Origin of the sequence: Pseudomonas sp. TTU2014-080ASC, assembly GCF_001446935.1 — a bacterium.
Taxonomy (GTDB): Bacteria; Pseudomonadota; Gammaproteobacteria; order Pseudomonadales; family Pseudomonadaceae; genus Aquipseudomonas.
This window is the reverse complement of record NZ_LKKK01000001.1, coordinates 253,321-277,793: the sequence shown is the minus strand read 5'-3', so window position 1 is coordinate 277,793 and position 24,473 is coordinate 253,321. Positions and strand designations below refer to the sequence as shown.

Annotated in this window: 23 protein-coding genes and 2 pseudogenes; 7 read left to right on the top strand and 18 right to left on the bottom strand. The window is 58.7% G+C overall.

From position 1 onward, the window contains the following. Window positions 1-14: 14 nt before the first annotated feature. Genes AO726_RS01290 through AO726_RS01275 form a run of 4 tightly spaced genes read left to right on the top strand, consistent with a single transcriptional unit; the run spans window position 15 to window position 3,835 of the window. Window positions 15-1,067, top strand: coding sequence for an acyl-CoA dehydrogenase family protein (locus AO726_RS01290; protein ID WP_058067062.1), 1,053 nt, complete (start codon window positions 15-17; stop codon window positions 1,065-1,067). Further along, window positions 1,064-1,876 carry an ABC transporter ATP-binding protein gene (locus tag AO726_RS01285; RefSeq protein WP_058066236.1) on the top strand — a complete coding sequence of 271 codons (813 nt, stop codon included), beginning with the start codon at window positions 1,064-1,066 and terminating at the stop codon, window positions 1,874-1,876. Before AO726_RS01290 ends, AO726_RS01285 begins: the two co-directional genes overlap by 4 nt. After that, window positions 1,866-3,065, top strand: a complete 1,200-nt coding sequence (locus tag AO726_RS01280) for an ABC transporter substrate-binding protein (RefSeq protein WP_058066235.1) — start codon at window positions 1,866-1,868, stop codon at window positions 3,063-3,065. Before AO726_RS01285 ends, AO726_RS01280 begins: the two co-directional genes overlap by 11 nt. 8 nt (window positions 3,066-3,073) lie before the next feature. Beyond that, a complete protein-coding gene (locus tag AO726_RS01275) occupies window positions 3,074-3,835 on the top strand; it encodes an ABC transporter permease (RefSeq protein ID WP_058067061.1) in 762 nt (253 codons plus the stop codon). Between the two features lie 45 nt (window positions 3,836-3,880). Here AO726_RS01275 and AO726_RS21560 read toward each other — a convergent pair whose 3' ends face one another. The 3 genes from AO726_RS21560 to AO726_RS01260 form a co-directional block, all read right to left on the bottom strand. Further along, window positions 3,881-4,069, bottom strand: coding sequence for a transposase (locus AO726_RS21560; protein WP_058066234.1), 189 nt, complete (start codon window positions 4,067-4,069; stop codon window positions 3,881-3,883). 98 nt (window positions 4,070-4,167) lie between these two features. Continuing rightward, window positions 4,168-5,067 (bottom strand): EamA family transporter, encoded by a 900-nt coding sequence (locus AO726_RS01265; protein ID WP_058066233.1) that lies wholly within the window; start codon window positions 5,065-5,067, stop codon window positions 4,168-4,170. Continuing rightward, window positions 5,064-6,293 (bottom strand): MFS transporter, encoded by a 1,230-nt coding sequence (locus AO726_RS01260; protein WP_058066232.1) that lies wholly within the window; start codon window positions 6,291-6,293, stop codon window positions 5,064-5,066. The genes AO726_RS01265 and AO726_RS01260 overlap by 4 nt, the downstream gene beginning before the upstream one ends. Window positions 6,294-6,483: 190 nt before the next feature. On the opposite strand from AO726_RS01260, the gene AO726_RS01255 reads away from it, so the two are divergent. Continuing rightward, window positions 6,484-6,933: a winged helix-turn-helix transcriptional regulator gene (locus AO726_RS01255; RefSeq protein ID WP_058066231.1), complete on the top strand. Its 450-nt coding sequence runs from the start codon at window positions 6,484-6,486 to the stop codon at window positions 6,931-6,933. Between the two features lie 348 nt (window positions 6,934-7,281). Here AO726_RS01255 and AO726_RS01250 read toward each other — a convergent pair whose 3' ends face one another. The 5 genes from AO726_RS01250 to ectB are packed head-to-tail and all read right to left on the bottom strand — an operon-like array spanning window position 7,282 to window position 11,382. After that, entirely contained in the window at window positions 7,282-7,608 is a 327-nt protein-coding gene (locus tag AO726_RS01250; RefSeq protein WP_058066230.1) for a hypothetical protein, read from the bottom strand. 9 nt (window positions 7,609-7,617) lie between these two features. Continuing rightward, a complete protein-coding gene (locus AO726_RS01245) occupies window positions 7,618-8,241 on the bottom strand; it encodes a LysE family translocator (RefSeq protein ID WP_058066229.1) in 624 nt (207 codons plus the stop codon). 51 nt (window positions 8,242-8,292) lie between these two features. After that, complete coding sequence (locus AO726_RS01240) at window positions 8,293-9,597, bottom strand: SidA/IucD/PvdA family monooxygenase (protein WP_058066228.1); 1,305 nt, start codon at window positions 9,595-9,597, stop codon at window positions 8,293-8,295. Between the two features lie 10 nt (window positions 9,598-9,607). Next, window positions 9,608-10,075 (bottom strand): GNAT family N-acetyltransferase, encoded by a 468-nt coding sequence (locus AO726_RS01235; protein ID WP_058066227.1) that lies wholly within the window; start codon window positions 10,073-10,075, stop codon window positions 9,608-9,610. Further along, entirely contained in the window at window positions 10,072-11,382 is a 1,311-nt protein-coding gene (gene ectB / locus AO726_RS01230) for a diaminobutyrate--2-oxoglutarate transaminase (RefSeq protein ID WP_058066226.1), read from the bottom strand. Before ectB ends, AO726_RS01235 begins: the two co-directional genes overlap by 4 nt. Before the next feature lie 366 nt (window positions 11,383-11,748). Between ectB and AO726_RS01225 the strand changes: the two are divergent. Next, window positions 11,749-12,765: pseudogene (locus AO726_RS01225) on the top strand (IS30 family transposase); the annotation flags it as partial. A 528-nt stretch (window positions 12,766-13,293) separates the two neighbouring features. On the opposite strand, the gene AO726_RS01220 reads toward AO726_RS01225, so the two are convergent. The 10 genes and pseudogenes from AO726_RS01220 to tauA form a co-directional block, all read right to left on the bottom strand. Further along, window positions 13,294-13,947, bottom strand: a complete 654-nt coding sequence (locus AO726_RS01220) for a methionine ABC transporter permease (protein ID WP_162491569.1) — start codon at window positions 13,945-13,947, stop codon at window positions 13,294-13,296. Then, window positions 13,931-14,935: pseudogene (locus tag AO726_RS01215) on the bottom strand (methionine ABC transporter ATP-binding protein); the annotation flags it as partial. The gene AO726_RS01220 and the pseudogene AO726_RS01215, both read right to left, overlap by 17 nt. Before the next feature lie 80 nt (window positions 14,936-15,015). Further along, complete coding sequence (locus tag AO726_RS01210) at window positions 15,016-15,810, bottom strand: MetQ/NlpA family ABC transporter substrate-binding protein (protein WP_058066224.1); 795 nt, start codon at window positions 15,808-15,810, stop codon at window positions 15,016-15,018. Between the two features lie 18 nt (window positions 15,811-15,828). Beyond that, the gene (locus AO726_RS01205; protein WP_058066223.1) at window positions 15,829-17,250 is read right to left on the bottom strand and encodes an LLM class flavin-dependent oxidoreductase; all 1,422 of its coding nucleotides are present in this window, start codon (window positions 17,248-17,250) and stop codon (window positions 15,829-15,831) included. Continuing rightward, on the bottom strand, window positions 17,250-18,449 hold the full coding sequence (locus tag AO726_RS01200; RefSeq protein WP_058066222.1) for an SfnB family sulfur acquisition oxidoreductase: 1,200 nt from the start codon (window positions 18,447-18,449) through the stop codon (window positions 17,250-17,252). The genes AO726_RS01205 and AO726_RS01200 overlap by 1 nt, the downstream gene beginning before the upstream one ends. A gap of 3 nt (window positions 18,450-18,452) precedes the next feature. Further along, window positions 18,453-19,748: an SfnB family sulfur acquisition oxidoreductase gene (locus tag AO726_RS01195; RefSeq protein WP_082629055.1), complete on the bottom strand. Its 1,296-nt coding sequence runs from the start codon at window positions 19,746-19,748 to the stop codon at window positions 18,453-18,455. Window positions 19,749-19,996: 248 nt separating this feature from the next. Then, on the bottom strand, window positions 19,997-20,830 hold the full coding sequence (gene tauD / locus AO726_RS01190) for a taurine dioxygenase (protein WP_058066221.1): 834 nt from the start codon (window positions 20,828-20,830) through the stop codon (window positions 19,997-19,999). Between the two features lie 15 nt (window positions 20,831-20,845). Continuing rightward, entirely contained in the window at window positions 20,846-21,679 is an 834-nt protein-coding gene (tauC, locus tag AO726_RS01185; RefSeq protein ID WP_058066220.1) for a taurine ABC transporter permease TauC, read from the bottom strand. Continuing rightward, window positions 21,676-22,458, bottom strand: a complete 783-nt coding sequence (tauB, locus tag AO726_RS01180) for a taurine ABC transporter ATP-binding subunit (protein WP_058066219.1) — start codon at window positions 22,456-22,458, stop codon at window positions 21,676-21,678. Before tauB ends, tauC begins: the two co-directional genes overlap by 4 nt. A gap of 160 nt (window positions 22,459-22,618) precedes the next feature. Continuing rightward, a complete protein-coding gene (gene tauA, locus AO726_RS01175; RefSeq protein ID WP_058066218.1) occupies window positions 22,619-23,593 on the bottom strand; it encodes a taurine ABC transporter substrate-binding protein in 975 nt (324 codons plus the stop codon). A 272-nt stretch (window positions 23,594-23,865) separates the two neighbouring features. Between tauA and AO726_RS01170 the strand changes: the two genes are divergently transcribed. Beyond that, the gene (locus tag AO726_RS01170) at window positions 23,866-24,468 is read left to right on the top strand and encodes a DUF4823 domain-containing protein (RefSeq protein WP_058066217.1); all 603 of its coding nucleotides are present in this window, start codon (window positions 23,866-23,868) and stop codon (window positions 24,466-24,468) included. Window positions 24,469-24,473: the final 5 nt, after the last annotated feature.

Sequence of the window (24,473 nt, the reverse complement as noted above, 5' to 3'; positions counted from 1 at the left end):
AGGAGATTGCCAGCATGCTTAACACTCAACTGCGTCATTGGCTTGATCAACACGCCGAAGCACTGGATCTGGGGCAACTGGATGCTGCCGAGGTGCTGCCACAGCTGGCCGCTGCCGACTTGTTGCGCGTGGGTGTGCCGGCAGAGCTCGGCGGCAATGGCGGCACCACACAAGACGCCATCGCCGCTGTCGTCCAAGTGGCCAGCCATTCCCTGACGTCGGCCTTTGTGCTGTGGGGCCAGCGCTCGTTTATCGAGTTTCTGCTGCACAGCGAAAACCGCGAGCTGGCCCAGCGTCTGCTGAGTCCGCTGCTGTCTGGCGAGCTGGCCGGAGCCAGCGGCCTGTCCAACGCTATGAAGCACCTCAGCGGCATCGAGCAACTGGGCGTGCAAGCCGCAGAGCAGGGCGGTGATTTCATCCTCAATGGCCGTTTGCCGTGGGTGACTAACCTGCGCAAACAGGGCTTTGTGGTGGCCGCAGCGGTGGAGCGTGCGGATGCGCCGGCCTTTATTGCCGCTATCGACAGCAACCTCGCCGGCCTGAGCCGCAGTGACGATCTGCAACTGCTCGGCATGCAGTCCAGCAACACCGCAGCGGTGCAATTGCAGGCTGTGAAACTGCCAGCGGCGGACGTGATTGCCACTGATGCCCGAGCCTTCCTCGGCCGTGTTCGCCCGTGCTTCCTCGGGCTGCAATGTGCGATGGCTTTGGGCTTGGCACAGCGCTCGGTGGCCGAGATTGAAGCCCATTTGGGTGGCAGCCGTTCTGTGCTGCAAAAGGAGTTGGATGAGCTGCGCAGCGACTTGCGTGTGATTGAAAAAACCTTGAACGAAGGCCTGTGCGGACAAGCCTTTGTCGGCCAGCCGAAGCGCCTGTTCGAACTGCGCATCGCGCTGGCCAAACTGACCAGCGATGCCGTGCAGCTGGAGCTGCAAGCCAGCGGTGGCCGTGCCTATCTGCAACCGTATGGCGCAGGTTTTGCCCGGCGCTGGCGCGAGTCGGCGTTTATCCCGGTGATCACCCCGAGCTTGGTGCAACTGCGTGCCGAGCTGGAGAAAGCCGCATGAGTGCGACTGTTTTAGAGGCACGGGATATTGCCCTTGGCTACGGCAAAGGCGCTGCGTTCCGTCAGGTGCTGCAGCGCTTTGAACTGAGCCTGAAGCCGGGCGAGCTGGTGAGTATTCTCGGCCCCAGTGGCGTGGGCAAATCCAGCCTGCTGCGGGTGCTAGCTGGTCTGCAACAGCCTCAGTACGGAGAAGTACAGGTGAGCGGGCAACGCCTCACAGGGCCGCATCCGCGCGTGGCGGTGGCGTTCCAAGACCCATCGCTGCTGCCCTGGCTGAGCATGGAAAAGAACGTCGCTTTCGGCCTGGATTTCAAATCCCAGACCGGCGCATCTGCCAGCAGCATTAAAGAGCGGGTCGACAGCGCGATTAACGCGGTCGGCCTCGGCTATGCCCGTGGTCTGTATCCGTCTGAATTGTCCGGCGGTATGGCGCAGCGCACGGCTTTGGCCCGCTGTCTGGCCCGTGAACCAGCGGTGTTGCTTTTGGATGAACCTTTCGCGGCGCTGGATGAAGTCATCCGCGCCGATATGCAGCAACTGCTGCTGAACCTGATCCGCGAGCGGCAGACGACCGCCGTGCTGATCACCCATGACATTGATGAAGCACTGCTGCTGTCTGACCGGATCCTGCTACTGGGTGGCACCCCAGCGCACACGCTCGATGAGTGGCACATCGACCTGCCGCAGCCACGGGCTGATCTGGTCGATGAGCTTGGCGCCCTGCGCGTCGACATCCTTAAAACCCTACGGCGGGCGAGCCGCAACAACGGACCAACCCTTGAACCGCTGGAGCCTTCCCATGTGTCTTGATGATCCAACCCACAGCCGCCGTGACTTCCTCAAACTCAGCAGCCTGCTGACTGCCGCCGGAGCCATGCCGCTGCTGACCAGCCTGCAAGCCCGCGCTGCCAGCGAGCCGGACGCGCCGGTACGGATCGGCTACCTGCCGATCACCGACGCCACGCCGCTGTTGGTGGCGCACAACAATGGCTTGTTTGAGGCCGAAGGCATTAAGTCTGAACGCCCGGTGCTGCTGCGCAGCTGGGCACAGGTGATCGAGGCGTTTATCTCCGGGCAAGTCAACGTCATTCACCTGCTGTCGCCGATGACCGTGTGGGCGCGTTACGGCAGCAAAGTGCCTGCCAAAGTCGTGGCGTGGAACCACGTCGGCGGCTCGGGCCTGACCGTTGCGCCGGACATCAACGACGTTAAAGAGCTGGGCGGAAAATCCATCGCCATTCCGTTCTGGTACTCGATCCATAACGTGGTGGTGCAGCAACTGCTGCGCGACAGCGGCCTGACGCCGGTGAGCAAGGGCGCGAAACAAACCATCGCCGCCAACGAAGTCAATCTGGTGGTGCTGCCGCCTTCCGACATGCCGCCTGCGTTGGCCAGCAAGCGCATCGCCGGTTACATCGTCGCCGAACCGTTCAACGCCCTGGCGGAGAACCTCAAGGTGGGTCGCGTGCAGCGCTTTACCGGCGACGTGTGGCGCAACCATGCCTGCTGCGTGGTGTTTATGCACGAGCACGACCTGAACAACCGCCCGGAGTGGTCGCAGAAGGTGGTCAACGCCATCGTCAAAGCGCAATTGTGGACCCGCGACAATCGCGAAGAGGCGGCCAAGCTGCTGTCCAAAGATGGCACCAACCGCTACACGCCGCATGCGCCGGAAGTGCTAAGCCGCGTATTGGCGCCAGCCGACAGCGAGCGTGAAAGCTATCTGGCCAGCGGCGCGATTCAGCACGGCGACTGGGCCGACAAGCGCATCGACTTCCAGCCGTACCCGTTCCCCAGCTACACCGAAGAACTGGTGCGCCGCCTGAAAGACACCTTGATCGAAGGCAATAACAGCTTCCTGTCTGCGCTTGATCCGGCTGTAACCGCGCAGGATCTGGTGGACGACCGCTTTGTTCGCCGCAGCATCGAAGCTGTCGGCGGCCTCAAAGCCTTCGGTGCACCGGAGAGCTTCGAACGTAACGAGGAGATAGCAGTTTGATTGATCTGCTGCGCACCCAGCTCAGGCCCTGGGGCCTGGGCATTCTGGGGCTGATCAGCCTGTTCGCGCTGTGGTGGCTGCTGATGGCGCTGTTTGCCGGTGATGGCTTGTCGGCCTTGTTTACGCCCCAAGCCACACTGCTGAGCCTGTTTGAACTGCTGCAACGGCCAGAGCTGGCGGAGCATGTGCTGGTCAGCCTGCAACGTATCGGTATTGGTCTGGCGCTGGCGTTGCTGATCGGCGTGCCGCTGGGTTTGCTGGTGGGCAGCTGGCGCAATCTGGAGTGGGCGACCACTCCGGCGTTCCAGTTCTTACGGATGATCTCGCCGCTGTCATGGATGCCGATCGCGGTGATGCTGATGGGCGTGGGCGACCAGCCGATCTACTTCCTGCTGGCCTTCGCAGCCGTGTGGCCGATCCTGCTCAACACCGCTGCCGGAGTCAAACAACTCGATGCCCGCTGGCTGCAACTGGCCCGCAGCCTCAGCGCCTCCCGTTGGGAAACCCTGACCCGCGTCGTAATCCCCGGCGTCCTCGGCCACGTCCTCACCGGCGTGCGCCTGGCCATCGGCATTCTCTGGATTGTGCTGGTACCGTGCGAAATGCTAGGAGTCAGCGCCGGCCTCGGCTACTACATCCTCGACACCCGCGACCGCCTGGCGTACTCCGAACTGATGGCCATGGTGCTGCTGATCGGCGTCCTCGGCTTCCTCCTCGACGCCACCGCCCGCGGCCTCTACGCCCGCTGGAGCCACGGGGCAGGGCGGTGAGCGTGCCCGACTCCAATACTCTGGGATTGAGACCTGCAAATGCCGTTACTGTACGGCTGCTTCAAAACGCTGGATATCACCCAGCTCAGCCAGGATCAGTGCTGCAGTCGTGTCCGCAATGCCATTGATGTTGGTCAGCAGATCACGCTGGCCGCGAAGATCGTCGTTGTCGTCAAAGTGTTGTTGGATCGCTTTGAGTGTTTCATTGATTCGTTTTTTCAGATGCTCAAGCACTGATTCGATGGAGGCTCTGAGCCTTCCTCCTGAGTGACACTCAAGCGGTTCTGCTCAAAGGGTTAATGCAGGTGTAAACCTATTTCAGGACTAGACAGCTATTTACTGGTCGGGCGCCTAAACCCAGCGGCCAGCGCATTCACCATCCGCTGCCCATACAGCCCGACAGTCAGCCCCAACAGAATCAACAGAACCGCCAGTGCTTTTGTCAGCGGCACAGCCTCAGCGAATATCAGCACCGAGCCGAGCATGCCGAATACCGGCACTAGTAACGACAGCGGCGCAACGGTGTACACTGGGTAGGTCTTCAGCAGCGAATTCCAGATCCAGTAGGCGAACAGCGTATTGGGGTAGACCTGAAACAGGATCGACAGCACAGCGGTTGTGTCGATCTGGTTGGCCAGCGCGCTGTAACCGGCGCTGCCGTGCAGGGCGTAATCCAGTGCAAACAGGGGAATAGGGGCGAACAGACCGGACCAGACCAGAAAGCCAAACACCTCGCGGGTATTGGCTTTTTTGCTGATTACATTGGCGACGCTCCACGAGGCAGCGCCCAGCAAGACCAGCAGAATGCCGGGCAGAGACACCGAACCGTCACTGATGCCGATGATGCACAGCAGCCCGGCAAAGGCGACCAGTATGCCCAGCAGTTGAAAGCGGTTGAGCGACTCCCTGAACACCCAGCCACCCAGCAATATGGTGAAAAAGGCGCTGAATTGCAGAACCAGCGAGGCGATGCCTGCGGATAAGCCGACCTTGATACCGAGATTGACGATGCCCCATAACCCGACGCCAAACACCAGCCCGTAGCCAATCAAATAGCGCCACGGCACGTCTGGTTTGCGGATAAAAAACACCGCAGGCAGGGCGCAGAGGGTGAAGCGAATCCCGGCCAGAATAAACGGGTCAACTGTGGTCAGGCCGAGTTTGATCACCGAGAAGTTGAAGCCCCAAATGGCCGTTATCAGCACGGCCAGTAAAAGATGTACATGTTTCATGGGCGTGCCTCGCGGTCAGTCAGGTTGAGATAAAACCAGTACACAAAGGCAACTGCGCTGATGCCTGCACCTAACAGGCAGACGCTGTTCCAACCGCCCTGGGCATAGGCATAAGTGGCCGCAATTGCGCCAAGGCCGCTGCCAATGGAATAGAAGACCATATATGCACCAACCAAGCGGCTGTGGGCATCCGGCCGTGCGGCGAAGATCAGGCTCTGGTTGGTGACGTGCACGGCTTGCACGGCGAAATCCAGCAGAATTACCCCCACGACCATGGCAATAAGGGAGTGCTCAACATAAGCCGTGGGCAGCCAGGACAGCGTCAGCAGCGCCAAGGCAAACCCGGTAGTGTGATTGCCCAGGCCACGGTCAGCCAGTTGCCCAGCTTTGGCGGCGGCAAGCGCTCCGGCAATCCCGGCCAGACCGAACAGACCGATCTGAGTGTGCGACAAAGACAGCGGCGGCCCGCTCAGCGGCAGCACCATGGACGTCCACAGCACGCTGAACGCCGCGAAAATCAGCAGCGCAAACACACCGCGAATCCGCAAGGTGCGCTCGGTTTTGTACAGCGCAAAGGTGGAGCGCAACAACGGCCAGTAACCGCCGGTAGTTGGTGCCGCGCCCGTGGCCGGAGTGCTGTGGTACAACAACACAGCCAACGCCAGCATCAAGGCCGCCGATACAAAATACACACCGCGCCAACCGGCCAGATCAGCCACCGCACCGGAGATAAAGCGCGCCAACAGAATGCCCAGCACCACACCGCTGGTGACCGTGCCGACAGCCTGACCGCGTTGATCCGGGCTGGCCAGCGCCGCCGCGTAAGCAACCACCACCTGCACCACCACCGCGAGCAAACCCACCAGCAGCAGCGAAGTGAGCAGGGCGGGCAGGTTCGGGGACAAGCCAACCGCACACAGCGTGCCAGCGGACAAAAGAATCTGAGTGAGAATCAGTCGTTTACGGTTGAGCAAGTCACCCAGCGGCACCACCAGCAACAAGCCAGCTGCGTAGCCGATCTGGGTAGCGGTGACCACCACACCAATGGCCGCTGTCGTCACCGACAGGTCGCGGGCCATGGACTCCAGCAGCGGCTGAGCGAAGTAGACGTTCGCCACGGCCAGAGCGCAGGTGGTGGCGAAGAGCAGGGTCTGCGCGCGGCTTAGTGACAAAGCGGGCTTTGCAGGGTTATCCGGGGCGATTTCAACTTCCGCTGTCTGTGGCATTCAGGCTTCCTTCCTATTTTGGTTTCAAAAAGAAACCACTTATGGTTTGCTGAAGCCCTGATGGATGTACAGATAATTCTCATATCGTTTTGATCTGTACTTATGCTGTGACTGAATCAAACAGATAAGGTCTTGTCCGAAAATCGTCGCGCACAGGCGCTTTTCGTACAAAGCCAAAGGCAGGAGAACCATGGCCAGACAACCCATCCTCGCGGAAAGCGAATGCCCCGTCGCCCGTGCGTTGGAAGCCATTGGCGACCGCTGGGTGCTGATGATCATCCGCGATGCCTATGATGACGTACGCCGCTTTAGCGAGTTCCAATCGCGCCTGGGCCTGGCGAAAAACATCCTCAGCGCAAAACTCAAAAAGCTGGTGGAGCTGGGCATCTTTGAACTGCAACCCGCCTCAGACGGCAGCGCCTACAAAGAATACGTCCTCACCGAAATGGGCCGCTCCCTGTTCCCCATCGTGGTCAGCCTGCGCCAGTGGGGCGAGCGCTACCTGTTCGCCGAAGGCGAAAGCTATTCGCAACTCCTCGATAACGACCAAGCCGAACCCGTGCAAACCATCAGCGTGTGCTCAACCTCTGGCAAGGTGCTGGGCCCGGAAGATTGCTATCGGCGGGTGGTGAAGGCTTAAGGAATTACATGCCTTGGTGGATGAATAAAACGTCAGGACGGTAGGGTGGATAAGGCCGCAAAGCGGCTTATCCACCAGCGGTCTTGCGCCCAACTCAAACCCCGAAACTTGCGACGCTCTAACCTTCGCTTGGTGGATGAAAAAAGCGTCATCCACCCTACTTTTACGTGCCCCGCATGCACCCTGTAGGGTGAATAAGGCCGCACAGCGGTTTATCCACCAAGCTGTCTCTCGCCTGACAGAAGTCCCGAAATCAGTGATGTCTGTACTGTCGGCTGGCTATTGCCACAATATCTAGCCGAAAAAGCAACTGATCTGAGCGTTTTTGATCGGCTAGCAGCGTTCGAATCAGATTGTGACTGACGTCAACCGAAAAGGATGGGTAATCCCCCCCTGATGCGTAACCTCCTGCGGTAATCCCGCGACCACAGCTTCAACCTCGCTCCTGACCGCTTGCAACGAGGCCGCATAGCTGACCCCCGGCCCCAAGGCGTCTACGATAGAAAAAACGTCTTCAAGGCCGCAGTCGAGAACCAGAGAGACCTGGCGGTAATCGTTTGCCACGTTTCGTATCAAGCGATTCAGTGGCAAGTCATCACGAGGCACATCGATCAACAACCAACTGCGATATTTGAAGCGCACGCTCACTTCCTTGAGTACATCGTTCCATTCCATGACGCACCCTCACCGACTGGCAATCAAGACTGGAATGGCGTTGTTGAGAGAGAACGCCACCAGAAATACCGCCAGGCCTATGTCGATCTGCCGGGTGTATTTGAGAAACAGCGCCTTGATCGGGCCCTGGCCGAAGAGCAACGACACTGTGGAATACCAGATGACTTCGAGGGTGGAACACAGCGCGACCACCAGGACCTTTTCGATGTCGGTGCGCGGCGACGAGAGAAAACCGGCGTAGATGCTGATCATGAAGGCGATCGTCTTCATGTTGCTGATGTTGGTGATGATGCCCACCCGATAAGCCTTGCCGAAGCTCGTGACGCCAACGGCAGTACTTTCGGTGGTGCCGGTATTTTTTGCCAACACGCTTTTGATGATGCTGTAGGCGATGTAGAGCAGGTACGTCGAACCACACAAGGTAGCGACCTTGGAAAAGGCCGGATACTCATGCAGCAATGCCGCCAGCCCCAATAGGGAAATGGTCGAGAAGAAGACACCGACGGTGCAGATGCCCAACGTCGCCCCGAGCCCGGTGGAAATCGAGCCCAGTGAGGAGAATCGACTGACAATGATGAAGTTCGGTCCCGGGCTTATGACCGCCAGGATATAAATCAACGCTGCAGTGAACATAAAACCTCCTTGTTAGAAGCAGCAGCCCGGACGGCCTGCTGCCGGGTGGCATCAAGCCAATGCTTGCACTGGGGTTTCGACCTGCTCCAGGTTTTTCTCCAGGGCCGAAAGAATGTGCTCCACCCGCAAGGAAATCAGGCTGAACGAGCCCGCATCCCCCAGCCCGTGGGAGCTTTCACACAACCCGTTGAGAAACACCGCCGGCAAGTCATCCAAAGCTGTCAGGCTGTAATCGCGATTGACCACCAGGGCTCCTTGGGCATCCGTGCGGAACCGGCGGTGATGGGGCGCTAGCAACGGTGGGTACAACTCGCCGTTTTCCTTGTCTGCGATGTCCTTGAAACCGGTAGCGAGGACCAGCGCATCCAGCGTCAGGCTCGAGTGCGTCAGCTGATTGACCTCCTTGAGTGCCAATTGCACCTGACCCGACGCATCAATGTGCGCCTGTCCGATGGCGATGTTATTGAGGATCCTGATGCGCTCCTTGCCCTGCAGTTTTTCCTCATGGATGCGCACGTACAGCGCGTTGATGACATCTTCGTCGGCGGAACTGTAGTTGGTGCCGCGCAATTGCTTGTCCAGCCGCGATTTGGCTTCAGGCGTCAGGCCGAAGTAGTAGTCGATGAATTCCGGGAAGTACACCTTGTCACTGAACGGGCTGGTGTCCTTGAGCCGGAAGCTGAAACTGCGGTGCAGCGAATAAATATTCTTGTCCGGGAATCGTGCTGTAAGATCAAGAACGATCTCCACCGCACTCTGACTGGAACCCACCACTCCGATACGCTGCGCGCTCGAGGGCAGCTTGTCGATGTTCTCCAGATAGTGATTGAGGTGGAACACACGGGGGCCGATCAGGCCTTCGAATACCGCCGGGATATTCGCCGTACGCCCGGTGCCCAGCACCAGAGTGCGACCGTACATGACCCGCTGATCGTTATAGGTGACCTTCCACACCTGCTCTCCCTTGAACAACAGCGGTTCGACCTGTTGCACGAACGCGGATGTCTCCACATCGCCGAGAAAATGGCCAGCGACCCATTTGATGTATTCGGCATATTCCCGTCGCAGCGGATACGTCAGCGGCAAATTGAGGTAGTCGAACAGACGACCGGTTTCTTTCAGGTAATTGACGAAACCATAACGGCTGCGTGGATTGCGCGGCGTCACAAGATCCCGTAACGGGTTGTTCTGGATATCCGATCCGCTGAGCAGCATTTCGTCCTGCCAGTCCGGCTTTTTCTTGGCGTCGAGGAAACGATACGTCAGCGCCGATGCCGACTCTTCGAGCGCAATGGCCAATGCCAGATTGGAGGGGCCAAAACCAATACCCACAACATCGAAAACAGTGTTTGACATGGTAAAGCTCCTATCCCTGGAATGTCTTTAACGGAAGATGGTAATAGTGGTATGCCGTGTTCTCGATAAATCCAAATCGAGTATAAAGGTCTCGTGCTCGTGGGTTATCGTCTGCGCCTTCAATAAACAATTGTTTGGCGTTAGTTGTCTGCGCGAATGCCTTTGCCGCATTCAATAAGGCCAGCCCTGCCCCCTTCTTGCGTTTGGAGGTTTCGACATATAAGTCATTGAGTATCCAGAGGCGCTCCAGTGTGACACTTGAGAAGCTGGGATATAACTGCGTGAATCCAATGATTTCATGATTGAACTCGGCAACCACAATGACGGATTCGCCCAAAAAGAAACGCTGTTTAATGAATTCCAGCGAGCGTGCCAGGTCGGAGCTTTCACCATAGAACTGGCGGTATTTGTCCAACAATGGTGCGATGGCTTCGGCATCGTCGAGTGACGCATGGCGGGTAATGACTTGATCACTCATGGCTCGGTCACCTCGGCAAAAGCCTGCTCGAGTATGTGCAAACCTTGCGTGATCTGCGCGGGAGGTATGGTCAGTGCCGGAAGGAACTTCAAGACCTGGTTGTCGATGCCAGACGTTTCAAGAATCAGCCCGCCCGCGTAAGCCTGTGCCGCAATCTTTTGCGCCAGATCCTTGTCCTGAAACTCAATGCCTCTGAAGAACCCACGCCCTTTCAGGCGATTAGGTGCCTTTGCGGCAAAGCGTTCGGACAACGTCAGCAACCCTTGCTCCAGCAAATCGGTCTTGCTGCGAAGCACACGGGTAAAACTCGCATCGCTCCAATAGTGATCGATAACCGCCTTGCCGGTGACAAACGCCAGATTGTTGCCACGAAACGTGCCGTTATGTTCCCCCGGCTCCCACACATCCAGATGGGGAGCCAGCAAAACAAGGGACAGTGGCAAGCCATAGCCGCTGATGGATTTGGATAAGGTCACGATATCCGGGGTGACACCCAGAGCCTCGAAGCTGAAGAAGTCCCCCGTGCGGCCGCAGCCGGCCTGGATATCGTCGACGATAAACAGAGTGTCATGCTCATGGGCGATACGCTGCACCGCCTGCACCCACGCGGCAGAAGCGCTGTTTACACCGCCCTCGCCCTGCACTGTTTCGAGCACGATGGCGGCGGGCTTATCGACGCCGCTGCCGCTGCGCAACATGTTGGCCAAATACAACGAGGTGTCCAGATCGTCGCCGAAATACCGGTCATAGGGCATGAACGTTACGTTGTTCAAGGTGACACCTGCACCGGCTCGCTTGCGCGGGTTGCTGGTCAAAGCGAGACTGCCCAGGGACATACCGTGGAACGCGTTGGTGAATGCCACGATGTTCTGGCGGCCGGTGTACTTGCGGGCCAGTTTGATCGCGGCCTCCACCGCATTTGTGCCAGTGGGGCCCGGAAACTGGACTTTGTATTTCAAGTTCCGTGGTGCCAGGATCTGTTCATCGAACGCCGTCAAGAAGTATTTCTTGGCAGTTGTCTTGAAATCCAAGCCATGGGTGATGCCATTGTTGTCGATATAGTCGAGCAGCGCGGCTTTCAAGACCGGGTTGTTGTGCCCGTAGTTCAGAGCCCCCGCACCGCTGAAGAAATCAATGAACACTTGACCCTGTTCGCTGGTCAGGGTCGATCCTTCGGCAGTGTGAAAGGTGGCGGTGAAGTCCCGGCAATAAGAGCGAACATTGGATTCTTTAAGTTCGAATATATCTAGGGAGTGTGGTGCGGCTGGTGCAAGCCGCGAAGGTGAGTATTTCAGAGTAGCCGTCATGTCAGGTACCGTTTATCAATCCAATTGAATGGACTTCAAACAGGCATAGCGATTTCCCAGTGGCCATGTGGCGAATGCTGAGAGGTCTATCGTCCTTGAAGCCCGCGTGCAACTTTCATCCGTTGAAACATGACCCGCTCTGTTGGCCAGCAGGAACAATGACGTCTTTCGCTGATTAAGCTATCAGTAACTCGGGAACATGCGATCAACTATAAATTCATATGCTTATGACTGACTTCCGGAGCTACCGGGTTCTAGCTCGATTTCGCTTGCGCTAGAGAGTTTTAGAGAGCATCTAGCAGAGAATTAATTGACCGCGGCAAAAACTGACTGCAACACCTGACCTTCCGGTACGGTGCTGCCCCTATGTCTTATACCGAACTCAGCGTTGAAGAGTGCGCCACTATCCAAATCGGCTGTTCCCAAGGGCTCAGTCTGCGTCAGATTGCTCGCCTGATCGATAGATCACCTTTGACCATAAGTCGTGAGTTAAGCCGCAATCGAAATGCCAGTGGTGGCTACGCTGCCGCACTGCCCAAGAGCAGATGAAGGCTCGCCGTCAATTCTGTCGCCCAGATGAAAGTTGCTGCTTGGGAGCGAGCGTTTCGAGTTAGTAGCCCATATGCTGCATGAACGTCTGTCTCCCGAGCAGATTGCCGGCAATCTGCGTCACATGAGCCCCCAGCCTTCGAGAAGCCTACGTCTGTCGCGAGACGATCTACAACGCGATCTATGCCCTGCCGGTCGGTGAGCTGCGCAAGGAGCCGATCATCTGCCTGCGCAGTAAGGCGACGCGCAGACCGCGCTCCGGAGGTGTAGATCGGCGTGGCCAGATTCCAAAAATGGGCAGTATTCATGTGCGCCCGCCGGAGATCGAAGACCTGCTGATGCCAGGGCATTGGGATGGCGATCTGATGAAAGGTAAGGCCAACGCCTCGTCTGTAGGCACGTTGGTGGAGTGCACCAGTGGCTACCTGATGCGGGTAAAGCTGAATGACGCGACAGCGACCTCGGCGGTGGAAGGTTTCAGTGCAGCTCTCAATGGCATGCCGCTGACACTGCGTAGGAGCATGACCTACGACCAAAGGAGGGAGATGGCGCGGCACGCCGAGATCACCCAGAAAACCGGTGTGGCAATCTACTTCTGCGACCCGTACAGCCCTTGGCAACGCGGTAGTAACGAAAACATCAATGACCTAATCCCGCCAGCACCTGCCCAAGGGCACAGACCTATCGGTGCACAGTCAGAAGGAGCTGTACGCTATCGCGCTGCAACTGAACATGCGACCACGCAAGCGCTTCGACTTCAAATGCCCGATCGAAGTTATGGGCGAGGTGATGCAGGAAGCACTGGCTATGCGGCATGATGTTCCAACTTCAATTCCGTGTTGCAATCAGCTCTTGCAACCGCCATTTTTTATTACGGTAATTAGTTGGCTGAGCTAATGAATAACATTCGCTGGGGTCTGCAGAGCTAATTAGCGCCTATGTTTTTCGCTTCGTATATACCAGGTCGAGCCGATTCCACAATGTATAAATATAATTTCCGTCAGAGATAAACGACCCAATCGCTTGTCAGTGGTTTGGGCGATTTATAAATAATTTTCGACCGCGGTCATTATCTAAATAAATTATTAGGTGCTTATTTTTTAGAAAAGAAAGCTCCCATTAGTAGCTGGACGAATGAAACGTTGTCGTCCAACAACTAGTTCTAGCCGTTCGCTTCGCTCACTCGGGATGGGCCAAAGCTATCTCTTGAACCAAACGTTATGTTGCTCAAAGTAGCCCCCATAGCTGAACTTATTGAGCATTCATTTAAGCTAGCCGTTAATGTCTTATATATCTTTATTCGTGATGCTTGAGCCGTCGTTTGGAGCTTGAAAGGCGCTATCAGCACACCCCAATCCTCATTCACCCCCGCCGATTCACCCCCTTCGCCAACCGATCCCCGCCGTACTGAATCACGCTCACCAGCACCACCAGCGCGACGATCACGGTGAACATCACCTGGCTGTCGAAGCGTTGGTAGCCGTAGCGGTAGGCAATGTCGCCGAGGCCGCCTGCGCCGATGGCGCCGGCCATGGCGGAGGAGTTGATCATGGTGACTAAGGTCAGGGTAAAACCGCCAATAAGGCCGGGCAGGGCTTCGGGCAGTAAGACGTGCCAGACGATATGCCAGCGCTGGCAGCCCATGGCTTGGGCGGCCTCGATCAGGCCGTGGTCGACTTCACGCAAGCTGACTTCGGCGATGCGCGCAAAGAACGGCGTGGCAGCGATGGTCAGCGGGACGACAGCCGCCCACACACCGTAGGTTGTGCCGACGATCAGGCGGGTGAAGGGGATCAGCGCCACCATCAGAATCAGAAACGGGATGGAGCGGAACAGGTTGACGATGCTGCCCAGCACTTGATTCAGCCGGGGCGCTGCGAAGATGCCACCTTTGCCACTGGTGACCAGAAACACCGCCAGCGGAATCCCTGCCAGCAACGCGAGAAAGGACGACACGCCGACCATCAGCAGTGTGTCGAGAAAGCCCTGCCACAGGCGTTCAAATAGGATCGACATAGCCGAGTACCTCCGTTTGGCTGGCCAGTTGTTGTGCCTGTTGGATCAGTTGATCGCGGCTGTGGAGTGATCCGCTGACCGCTAGCAGCAGGTAGCCCAATGCGTGGCCCTGTATGCGTTCAATACCTGCATCTAGCAGACGAAGCCTGCCGCCGAGGGCTTGGCCGAGGGCGGTCAGGTCTGGCTCGGCTTTATCACCGGCAAATTGCAGGCGCAGAACCAGCGCATCCTCCGGGCTGGTGGGGTGATCTTGCAGACGGGCTTGCAGGTCGTCCGGCAGGGCGTGGCGCAAGGGTGTCAGCAGCGTTTGGGTGACCTCGTGCTGCGGCGCGCCGAACACTTGCCAGACCGGGCCTTGTTCAACGATATGGCCTTGTTCGAGCACCACCACGCGGTCGCAGATTTCGCGGATCACGGCCATCTCGTGGGTGATCAGCACGATGGTCAGGCCCAGACGCTGGTTGATCTGCCGGAGCAGGGCGAGGATCGACTGGGTGGTTTCCGGGTCCAGGGCGCTGGTGGCTTCATCGCACAGCAGAATCTGCGGGTCGTGCACCAGGGCGCGGGCGATGCCGACGCGCTGTTTCTGCCCGCCGGAGAGTTGCGCCGGGTAGACCTTGTGCTTGCTTTGCAGGCCGACCAGTTCCAGCAGTTCGCGCACCTTTTGTTGCCGCTGGGCTTTCGGCACACCGGCCACGCGCAGGGGCAGTTCGACGTTTTGCCAAACTGTTTTGGCGGACATCAGGTTGAAGTGCTGGAAGATCATGCCGATGCGACGGCGCAGCTGCACCAGTTGCCCTTCATCCAAAAGGCCGATGTCGCTGTTGTTGATTAGGATCTGCCCGCTGCTGGGCTGTTCCAGGCGGTTGATGGTGCGCAGCAGGGAGGATTTGCCCGCGCCGCTGCGGCCGATAATGCCGAAGATTTCGCCGTGCTTTATCTCCAGTTCGATATTGCTGAGGGCGTGTACACCGTTGTCGTACTGCTTGCTTACACCGTGAAAGTGCAAGTGCGGCGGCGCAACGGTGAGGGCGGCTTGCTCCACGTGAGTCTGAAAGCCGCTCATGTTCAGCGCTCCCAGCCGGCCTGATACTGCGTACCGAGGTATTCATCCAGCGCGGCGCGCACCACCGGCGAGTGCTGGTAGATATCGACGAATTTCTTCAGGCGTGCGTCGTCCCGGCTCTTGGGCTGGATGACGAACTGGATGACATATTCAGGGTGATCCAGCCCGTCAAACAGCAGCGCCGAGGTCGCGTCGAACAGTTTGGATTGGAGGATATAGGCTGGATAACCCTGCACCAGATCCACGTCATCGTAGGCCGGAACCAGCTGCACGGCTTCGAGCTGGATGATGTTTATGTTTTTCGGATTGGTCAGGATGTCGTCTTCTGTTGCCTTGTAACCGACACCGGGCTTGAGGGTGATTAGCCCGGCTTTGGCCAACAGTTGCAGGCCGCGTCCGCTGTTGATCGGGTCGTTGGCGATGGCGACGCGGGCGCCTTGGGGCAGCTCATCGAAGCTTTTGTACTTCTTCGAATACAGCCCCACGTTGTTGATCACGCCCGGCGCGTATGGCACCAGATCAAATCCGGATGCGGCTTTGGCGTTTTCCAGAAAGGGGATGTGCTGGAAGTAGTTCACGTCGATATCGCCATTGGCGAGGCTGACGTTAGGGGCGATCCAGTCGTTGAACTCGATCAGTTCGACCTCCAGCCCTTGTTTTTTCGCCTCAGCTACCGCCACTTCCAGCGGCTGGACAAAAGCAGCGGTGGAGCCGAGTTTCAGCGGTTGCTCAGCAAAGGCAAAGGCGTTGGCGAGTAGCAGGGTGGTGAAGGTGAGGCGGGTAATGGCGCTGCGCATAGATGCATCCTTGTCAGGCTAAAGCAGGTTAAGAATGGCGTGGTTAAGGTGAGCTTTCTGGTTGGATTGGTTCAGGTTGGCCGGTGAGCGCCAGTGGGCCGCACTGTGGTTATCCGGCAGGCGCGGGCCGTGACCGAACAGCTTGTGGCGCAACGTGCCTTCGGCGTATTGGGTTTTGTAGGCGCCCCGGCTTTGCAGCTCGGGGATCACCAGTTCGATAAAGTCGGCATAGCTTTCCGGGGCGACGATGCGGGTGAGGTTGAAGCCGTCCAGCCCGGTTTCCCTGATCCAGCTTTGCAACTGATCGGCGACCTGCTGCGGCGAACCGACGATGACCGGGTAGCGACCGCCCAGCGCGTGTTGCTCTAGCAGGCGGCGCTTGGTCCAGCCGCTGTCTTTGGCGGTAAAGGCCTTCACCACCGACTCGATGGCGTTGGTCTTCTGGTAGCGGATTGGCTCGTCCAGCTCGTAGGTTGAGAAGTCGATCCCGGTGGAGCTGGAGAAGTGCGCCAAGCCCGCTTCCGGGCTGGCGTAGCGCAGGTATTCGGCGTGTTTGTCGCGGGCCTCGGCTTCGGTCGGGGCGACGATGACGCTGATGCCCATAAACACCTTGATCGAATCCGCCGTGCGACCTGCCGCAACGGCACTGGCGCGAACCTGTTTGACCTGTTCGCGCACCGCTGCCTGATTCTGCCCGCCGATAAATACGCACTCGGCATGCTGCCCGGCAAAACGTTGGCCGCGAGCGGAAGAACCAGCCTGAAACAGCACCGGCGTGCGCTGCGGCGAAGGCTGGCTGAGGTGGTAGCCCTCGACCTGATAGAACTCGCCGTGGTGCCGAACCTTGTGCACTTTGCCCGGCTCGGCATACACGCGGCGCTGGCGGTCAACCACCACGGCGTCATCCTGCCAGCTGCCTTCAAGCAGCTTGTACAGCACTTCCAGGTATTCATCGGCCTGATCGTAGCGACGGTCGTGTTCGATCTGCTCGCTCAGGCCCATGGCTTTGGCGGCGCTCTCCAGATAGCCGGTGACGATGTTCCAGCCGACCCGGCCGTTAGTCAGGTGATCCAGCGTGGAAAGCCTGCGGGCGAAGGTGTAGGGCGGCTCGTAGGTGAGGTTGGCGGTCAGGCCAAAGCCCAGGTTTTGAGTGACCGCCGCCATGGCCGACACCAGCAGCAGCGGGTCGTTGACCGGCAGTTGGATGGACTCCTGCAAGGGCAGGTCGACGGACTGCTGGTACACGTCGTACACGCCGAGAATGTCGGCAATAAACAACCCGTCGAACAGGCCGCGCTCCAGCAATTGGGCTAGCTCAGTCCAGTACTGAATGCTGTTGAACTGACTGGAGTTGTCCCGCGGGTGGGTCCACAAGCCATGATGAATGTGGCCCACGCAGTTCATGTTGAAGGCGTTGAGGAGAATCTGTTTCTCAGCCATCAGATGGTCCCCCGACGCGGTGGCAGGGTGTCGTTGAGGTAGTAATTGCCGACCGCGTGATACTTCCAGCGCACCGGGTCATGCAGGGTGTGGGTGCGGGCGTTACGCCAGTGGCGGTCGAGGTTATGGTGAGCGAGGGTGCCGCGGCTGCCTGCCAGTTCCAGCAATTTGCTGGCGATATTCAGCGAGGCTTCAGTGCTGATCGCCCGCGCTTCGGCCACGGCAATTGAGGCTTGCGCCACGCTTTCGGTGGTCGGGTTGGCCTGGGCTGCATCGACAAATTCGCCAGCCCATTCCAGCAGCGCTTCGCTGGCGTGCAGTTGGGTGACCAGTTTGCCAATGGCTTTGAGGGTGAGCGGGTCGTCGCTGGCCTTGTCGACGCCGGAGTCGATCCATGGGCGGGCATTGCTGCGCACGAATTTCAGGGTGTCTTCATAGGCGGCGCGGGCTATGCCGGTATCAATCGCGGCGTGCAGCAGTTGGGCAAACGGGCCGACTGTTGTCGGGCGCTCAAAGGCACTCTGGAACGGCACCACATCGTCGGCTGCCACCAGCACCTGACTCAGCACCACCGAGCCGCTGCCGGTGGTGCGCTGGCCGAAGCCGGTCCAGTCATCAATGATCTCAAGCCCGGTCGCATTGCGCGGGACAAAGGCCAGATGGCCGACACCGTGCTCATCCACCGCCAACGTAGGGATGCGCTGGGCGTACAGCGCGCCGGTTGAGTAGAACTTGCGGCCGGTTATGCGGAAGTTGTCGCCATCGCGCTCCAGCCGGGTGTTCCGATCCAGCGCGGTTTTGGTGCCAATCTCGGCAAGGGCATTGCCGAAGCGCTGGCCGTTCAGCACGTCGGAGTAGAGTCGCGCTTGTTGCTCAGGCGTGCCGTTGATGCGCAGCACCTCCAGCGCATAGAAATGGTTTTGCGGAATTTGCCCGAGGGAGCTGTCTGCCTGGGCAATACGGGCGATGACCTTGGCCACGGTGACACTGGACACACCCGCGCCGCCGTAGGCTTTGGGCACGCTGATGCCCCATAGACCTGATTGGCTGAATTGTTCCAGTTCAATATGAGGCAGCAGGCGTTCGCGGTCGCGTTGGGAGGCTTCGCTGGCAAAGGACTCGGCCAGCCGTTCGGCCACCTCAAGGGCTTCGGCATCACTGCGAATCAGGTAGGGCTTGTTATGCAGGGGAGCGTTCATCAGTCAGATCCATGAATGACGGGCAGGACGGCTGCCATTGAGGTGGTAGGCGCCGATGGCGTGATATTTCCAGCGCACCGGGTCGTGCAGTGTGTGGGTGCGGGCGTTGCGCCAGTGGCGGTCCAGGCCGAACTCGGCAAGGGTGGCGCGGCTGCCGGCCAGCTCCAGCAACTTCTCGCTGGCTTGCAGGCTGATCTCCGTGCTCAGCACTTTGGCCTCTGCCACGGCTATCGAGGCGCGGGCAGCGCTGTCGGCATCAATCGGCTTTTGAGTGACTTCATCCAGCACCCGCGCCGCTTTGCGCAGGAGAATTTCAGCCGCATGCAGGCTGATCTGCAGGCGGCCGATATCGGCAATCACGTACGGGTCATCACTGGCGCGCTCGACGTTGGCATCAATCCACGGGCGGGACTTTTCCCGGACAAAGGCGATGGTGTCGCGCAGGGCTGCGGCGGCGATGCCGGTATCAATGGCGGCCTGAATCAGTTGGGAGAAGGCACCCTGAATATTCGGTCGATCAGCCAGTGGTGCGAGGGGGATCAGGTTCTCCTCATCAACTTCCACGTTATGCAGAAAGACGGTGCCGCTGGCGGTGGTGCGTTGGCCGAACCCGGACCAGTCGTTGACGATGCGCAGGCCGGGGCGCTTGCGCTGGATTAGCGCCAGCACCGGTTGGTCTTTTTCATCCAGTGCTTTGGCCGCGATCCAGTGGGCGAAGATGGAGCCGGTTGAGTAGAACTTTTCACCGTTGATAAACCAGTGGTCATCTTTCTCTTCAAGACGGGCGCGGATATCCCGGGTGTGCTTGCTGTTGCGCTCCGGCCCGGCATTACCGATGCGCCAGCCGTTGAGCACGCTTTCAAAGATGCGCCGACGCTGGCTCGGCGTGGCTGCGGCGTTGATCAGGCCGATCAGGCCGAAGTGGTTTTGCGGGATTTGCCCCAGTGACGGGTCCGCTGTGGAAATAATGCGGAACACCTCGGCAATCGTGACGTAGGACAGCTGCGGCCCACCGAATTCGCGGGGGATGCCAATGCTGCCGAGGCCGCTGCGGGTGAACTGTTCGACCAGCTCCCAGGGCAGTTTGCGCTCGCGGTCACGCTGGATCGCCTGTAACTGTGCGGCCTCTGCCAGCTCATGGGCGGCAGCGATGGCTTGTTCATCGGTTTGCAGGATTTTTGCGGGGTACAAAGGGACAGCAGCGGCTCGGGCAACGTCTGGTTGGGCGTTGTTTGCGGCTGTCTCTGGCAGGGTTTCCGGGTGGGAAACGGTGTCCTCAAGGGTGGTCGGACTGGCCATGAATTCCTCTTCTTTTAGGTGGTGCATCGGCCCACGCAAAGAAGACGGGCACCGAAGCAAAATCAAAAACGAGCTGCTCCGGTGGTCCGGTCCATATACCTTAAACCTAGGAATATTCTTATCTAAAAGAGTTTTTTTGCATAAACATAGATGCCAAACACTGGCCGGTTGGACGTACTTACCAAGCCAAATAAAAAAGCGCACCGGCCTGTATGGCGGGTGCGCTTCGTGCTGTTGCAAACAGTGGATCAGACCGGCTTATCACCCAGAATAGTGGCGCGGTGCATCACGCGGCGGTTTGGGCGGTAATCGTCAGTGGCGTAGTGCTGGGTGATGCGGTTGTCCCAGAAGGCGATGTCGTTCTCCTGCCAGCGCCAGCGGATGGTGAACTCAGGCTTGGTGCTGTGGGCGAACAGCAGCTTCAGCAGCGCTTCGCTTTCGGCAGGCTCAAGTTCGTTGATGCGGGTGGTGAAGCCTTCATTAACGAACAGGCCTTTGCGCCCGGTAACCGGGTGCGTGCGCACCACCGGATGGGTCAGCGGCGGATGCTTACGCTGCACCTCGTGGTAACGCTCCAGGGCGTCTGGCGTGTTGCCGAAGCGCTCCAGCGGGAAGGAGCGGGTGAAGTCGTGAGTGGCGGTGAGGCCGTCGAGCAACTGTTGCAGCGGTTTGGACAGCGCATCGAACGCTGCGCTGCTGCTGGCCCATAGTGTGTCACCGCCAAACGCCGGCAGTTGCTTGGCCGCGAGTACAGCGCCCAGTGCCGGTTCCTCAAGGAACGTCACGTCGGTGTGCCAGATGGCGTTGTCGCGTACGTCGGTTTCGGCGGTGTCGAGAACTAGCACTTCCGGTTGATCGGGGATGTTGGGGTAAATCGGGTGAATGTGCAGATCACCAAAGTAGCGGGCGAAGTCGGCCTGCTGCTGGGGCGTGATCGGCTGGTTGCGGAAGAACAGCACCTGATGGGTAAGCAGGGCTTGTTCGATGGCGTCTATGTGTTCGGCGCTCAGCGGCTGGCTCAGGTCGAGGCCGTCAATCTGCGCGCCCAGTGCCGGGCTCAATTGGGTAATTTGAATGCTCATCTAAATTCGTCCAACTCAGTGTGCCTGGCCGTGCCAGGGTGCAAGTTTGCGTTGCAGGGCGCGCAGGCCCAGCTCTAAAGCGAAGGCGATCAGGGCGATAACCAGAATCCCCAGAATCACCACATCAGTAACCAGAAACTGGGCGGCGGATTGCACCATGAAGCCCAGGCCGCTGGTGGCGGCGATCAGCTCAGCAGCAACCAAGGTCGACCAACCCACACCGAGGCCAATGCGGATGCCGGTGAGGATGTCGGGCAGGGCGCTGGGCAGAATCACATGGCGAATCAGTTGTGCCTGAGTCGCGCCTAAAGCTTGGGCTGCACGGATTTTGCTCTTGTCGGCGTTGCGCACACCGGTGGCTGTAGCAATGGCAATCGGGGCGAAGATGGCGAGGAAGATCAGCAGCACCTTCGACAGCTCACCAATACCGCACCAGATCACGATCAGCGGCAAGTACGCCAGCGGCGGAATGGGCCGGTAGAACTCGATCAGCGGATCAAAAATGCCGCGTGCGATGCGGCTATAACCGATGGCGATGCCCAGCGGAATCGCGGTCAGTACCGCAGCAACCAGCGCCATACTGATGCGTTGCAAGCTAGCTGCCAGATGCTCCCACAGTGAGCTGCCCATGTAGCCTTGGGTCAGCACCACCCAGCCGCGCTCCAGCACAGCCTGCGGGCTGGGCAGAAACAGCGGCTCGATGAAGCCGAAGTAGGTAACCGCCCACCAGCTCCACAGCAGGAAACCTACGCTGAGGCTGCTGATGGCGAACAGGCTGAGCTGACGCGGGGCGCGGCGCTTGGGCTGTTCGGTCTGATCGTTGGAGTAAATGTATTCAAAGCTGCTCATGGGCGATTCCCCTGGCGTTCTGCAAATACCTGCGCAAGCACATGCTCGCGGGTGGCAATAAAATCGGGATCAGACTTGATCGCTCGGGCGCTCTCGCCAGCGGCGTAACGCTTACCGAAGTCGAGGCTCAGTCGCTCACTGATGCGGCCCGGATTGGGCGACAGCAGGATCAGATCGGTGGCCAGGAACACGGCTTCTTCAATGTCGTGGGTGATCAGAAAAACTGGTTTGGCGGTGCGCTGCCAGACTTGCAGCAGCAACTCTTGCATCTGCTCGCGTGTGAAGGCGTCCAGCGCGCCGAAGGGTTCATCCATCAGCAGTACGCGGGGTTCGGCAGCAAGTGCGCGGGCAATGCCGACGCGCTGACGCTGGCCGCCGGAGAGTTCCCAGATTCTGCGTTTTTCAAAACCGGCCAGATCGACCAGTTTCAGCAATTCTCGGGCTTTGGTTTCGCGCTCGGCGCGGCCTACGCCGGCCAGTTGCAGGCCGAATGAGACGTTCTCAAGTACGTTTTGCCAGGGCAGCAGGGCGTCGTCCTGAAACACCACGCCGCGTTCTGCGCCGGGGCCTGTGACAGGGTGTTGGTCGAGGCTGATGCGGCCAGCGCTGGGGCTTACAAAGCCCGCAATCAGGTTGAGCAGGGTGGTTTTACCGCTGCCGGAAGGGCCGAGGGCAACCAGCAATTGCTGTGGACCAAGGCTTAGGGAAATGTCCGTCAGTACCGGCTCGGCCGTGCCGGGGTACTGTGCGCTGATGCGCTCCAGTTCGAGTAAGGCCATTTGCGATGTTCTCATCAGTAACGTGCCGCTCAGGTCTGCGGCACAAAGACGGTGTTGCGGTATTGCTGGTGTCAGGTGTTTAACTCAGGCGTTCCGTTGCCAGGTTGATCCCCTACAGCGGCTGAGAGCGGTCGGCATCCGTGCCGACCTATCACCCTGCTTATTGCGGGATGAATTTGTTGGTGACGTATGGGCTGTAGTCCGGCAGTACGGCGTCGACCTTGCCTTGTTCCTTGAGGAACGCAGCGGTATCCGTGATGGCTTTTACAGTCGGCTCGCCCAGCGCTTGCACCTGATCGGCAGCCAGCGGGAACACGTTGCTCTGCAGCAGACCCGGAATGTCTTCAGCCTTGGCACCGGTCAGTTTGGCGATCTTGTCGATGTTGCTTTTGTCAGCCAGCCAGGCTTGCGGGTCCTGGTTGTACTTGGCGTAGGCATCCAAGGTGACTTTGGCGAATGCACGTACGGCGTCAGGGTTCTTCTCGGCGAAGTCCTTGCGAACGACCCAGCCGTCGAAGGTTGGTGCGCCCAGCTTGCCCAGTTCACCAGAGGTGATCAGCACCTTGCCGTTTTCTTTGGCAACGCCCAGCGCCGGATCCCATACGTAGGTGCCGTCGATGTCGCCACGCTTCCACGCGGAGATGATGGCAGGCGGTGCGAGGTTGAGGATCTGCACGCTGGCCGGATCAACTTTCCAGTGCTTCAGCGCAGCCAGCAGGCTGTAGTGGCCGGTGGATACGAACGGAACGGCGATCTTCTTGCCTTTCAGATCTTCCGGGCCTTTGATGCTGTCACGCACAACCAGCGCTTCAGAGGCACCCAGCTGGGCGGCGATCAGGAAGGTCTGGATCGGCAGTTGACGGCTGGATGCAGCGGTGATTGGGCTGGAGCCGATGTAGCCGATTTGTACGTCGCCGGAGGCAACTGCAGTGATCACTTCCGCGCCACCGTCAAATTTGCGCCAGTCGATTTTGGCGTTGCTGGCCTTTTCAAACTCACCGTCAGCTTGGGCTACTTTGGCCGGGTCTACGGTGGTTTGGTAAGCAATGGTGAAATCCGCAGCCTGAACACTCAGGGCAAAGCTGCCAGCGGCAATGGCGGCAAACAGGCGGCGGTAGATAAATGTGTTACGCATGACAGACTCCTGATTAGCCGACCTACTTCATCAGGAGTGGTCGGGTTCTTTGTATTCTGAGATTAGTTTTCTGGGAGTCCGGTGGTCCGGTAGGCGTGATTTTATTGATATAAAAATCACGCAATAAATACTTTTTAGGAATATTGATATGTGCATTCCATCAAACGATTTGGGCGCATGCTGATGCAGTCGGGATTAAGCCAAAAGCTGGCGCGAAATCTGCATTTACAGGCTATTCGCCGGTTTTCCGTCACCGGTCAGGAGGCTTTTGTATGCGTATAGCGGTATTAATGATTGCCACGCTGCTGCTTGGCGGCTGCATGAAACCCAGTGATCTGGCCGATGGTGCGGTCAACCAGCTGCGGGATGTGGGCATGCTGGATCACAGCCATACCCAGAGGGTTAGTAACTGGCGCTTGCAGCCGGACTCTTACATTTATATTGCGCAAGGCCACTTTGTACCTCCGGGTGGAGCTTACCCGCGCCCCAATGTCGTCGCAGAGGAGGCCTTTAACGGCTTTGTTGAGTACTTCCCGATGGTGCGTCGTGCCAAGACTCCGTTGGGCTTGGAAGAAGCGCTGGCTGAAGCCCGCAGCTTTGGTGCGCACTACCTTCTGTACAGCCGCTTCGCCTCGGCTGACGATCGCATCGGTTCGGTGGAGGAGTGGGAGGAACAAGAGGACTGGGGAAATCTCGGCACGGATAAAGGCGTGATCCAACTGATGCTGATCGAAACCAACACCCGTTATCTGGTGGACAGTACACGCATTCGCAACCGCGGCGGGCTGCTCTCGCTATATGATGCCAAGCCTGAAGAACTGATACGCCCGCCGCTGAACGATTATGCTCAGCGTCTGCTGGGGCTGAGTAACTGAAGGAA

Excerpts from the sequence above, each read along its gene's own strand:
- AO726_RS01285 (WP_058066236.1), top strand. The coding sequence starts at position 1,064 with ATGAGTGCGACTGTTTTAGAGGCACGGGATATTGCCCTTGGCTACGGC.
- tauC (WP_058066220.1), bottom strand. The coding sequence starts at position 21,679 with ATGAGCAGCTTTGAATACATTTACTCCAACGATCAGACCGAACAGCCC.
- AO726_RS01170 (WP_058066217.1), top strand. The coding sequence starts at position 23,866 with ATGCGTATAGCGGTATTAATGATTGCCACGCTGCTGCTTGGCGGCTGC.
- AO726_RS01205 (WP_058066223.1), bottom strand. The coding sequence starts at position 17,250 with ATGGCTGAGAAACAGATTCTCCTCAACGCCTTCAACATGAACTGCGTG.
- ectB (WP_058066226.1), bottom strand. The coding sequence starts at position 11,382 with ATGACGGCTACTCTGAAATACTCACCTTCGCGGCTTGCACCAGCCGCA.
- AO726_RS01265 (WP_058066233.1), bottom strand. The coding sequence starts at position 5,067 with ATGAAACATGTACATCTTTTACTGGCCGTGCTGATAACGGCCATTTGG.
- AO726_RS01195 (WP_082629055.1), bottom strand. The coding sequence starts at position 19,748 with ATGGCCAGTCCGACCACCCTTGAGGACACCGTTTCCCACCCGGAAACC.
- tauA (WP_058066218.1), bottom strand. The coding sequence starts at position 23,593 with ATGCGTAACACATTTATCTACCGCCGCCTGTTTGCCGCCATTGCCGCT.
- AO726_RS01290 (WP_058067062.1), top strand. The coding sequence starts at position 15 with ATGCTTAACACTCAACTGCGTCATTGGCTTGATCAACACGCCGAAGCA.
- AO726_RS01200 (WP_058066222.1), bottom strand. The coding sequence starts at position 18,449 with ATGAACGCTCCCCTGCATAACAAGCCCTACCTGATTCGCAGTGATGCC.
- AO726_RS01280 (WP_058066235.1), top strand. The coding sequence starts at position 1,866 with ATGTGTCTTGATGATCCAACCCACAGCCGCCGTGACTTCCTCAAACTC.
- AO726_RS01240 (WP_058066228.1), bottom strand. The coding sequence starts at position 9,597 with ATGTCAAACACTGTTTTCGATGTTGTGGGTATTGGTTTTGGCCCCTCC.
- tauD (WP_058066221.1), bottom strand. The coding sequence starts at position 20,830 with ATGAGCATTCAAATTACCCAATTGAGCCCGGCACTGGGCGCGCAGATT.
- AO726_RS01250 (WP_058066230.1), bottom strand. The coding sequence starts at position 7,608 with ATGGAATGGAACGATGTACTCAAGGAAGTGAGCGTGCGCTTCAAATAT.
- AO726_RS01260 (WP_058066232.1), bottom strand. The coding sequence starts at position 6,293 with ATGCCACAGACAGCGGAAGTTGAAATCGCCCCGGATAACCCTGCAAAG.
- AO726_RS01210 (WP_058066224.1), bottom strand. The coding sequence starts at position 15,810 with ATGCGCAGCGCCATTACCCGCCTCACCTTCACCACCCTGCTACTCGCC.
- AO726_RS01235 (WP_058066227.1), bottom strand. The coding sequence starts at position 10,075 with ATGAGTGATCAAGTCATTACCCGCCATGCGTCACTCGACGATGCCGAA.
- AO726_RS01220 (WP_162491569.1), bottom strand. The coding sequence starts at position 13,947 with ATGTCGATCCTATTTGAACGCCTGTGGCAGGGCTTTCTCGACACACTG.
- tauB (WP_058066219.1), bottom strand. The coding sequence starts at position 22,458 with ATGGCCTTACTCGAACTGGAGCGCATCAGCGCACAGTACCCCGGCACG.
- AO726_RS01255 (WP_058066231.1), top strand. The coding sequence starts at position 6,484 with ATGGCCAGACAACCCATCCTCGCGGAAAGCGAATGCCCCGTCGCCCGT.
- AO726_RS01245 (WP_058066229.1), bottom strand. The coding sequence starts at position 8,241 with ATGTTCACTGCAGCGTTGATTTATATCCTGGCGGTCATAAGCCCGGGA.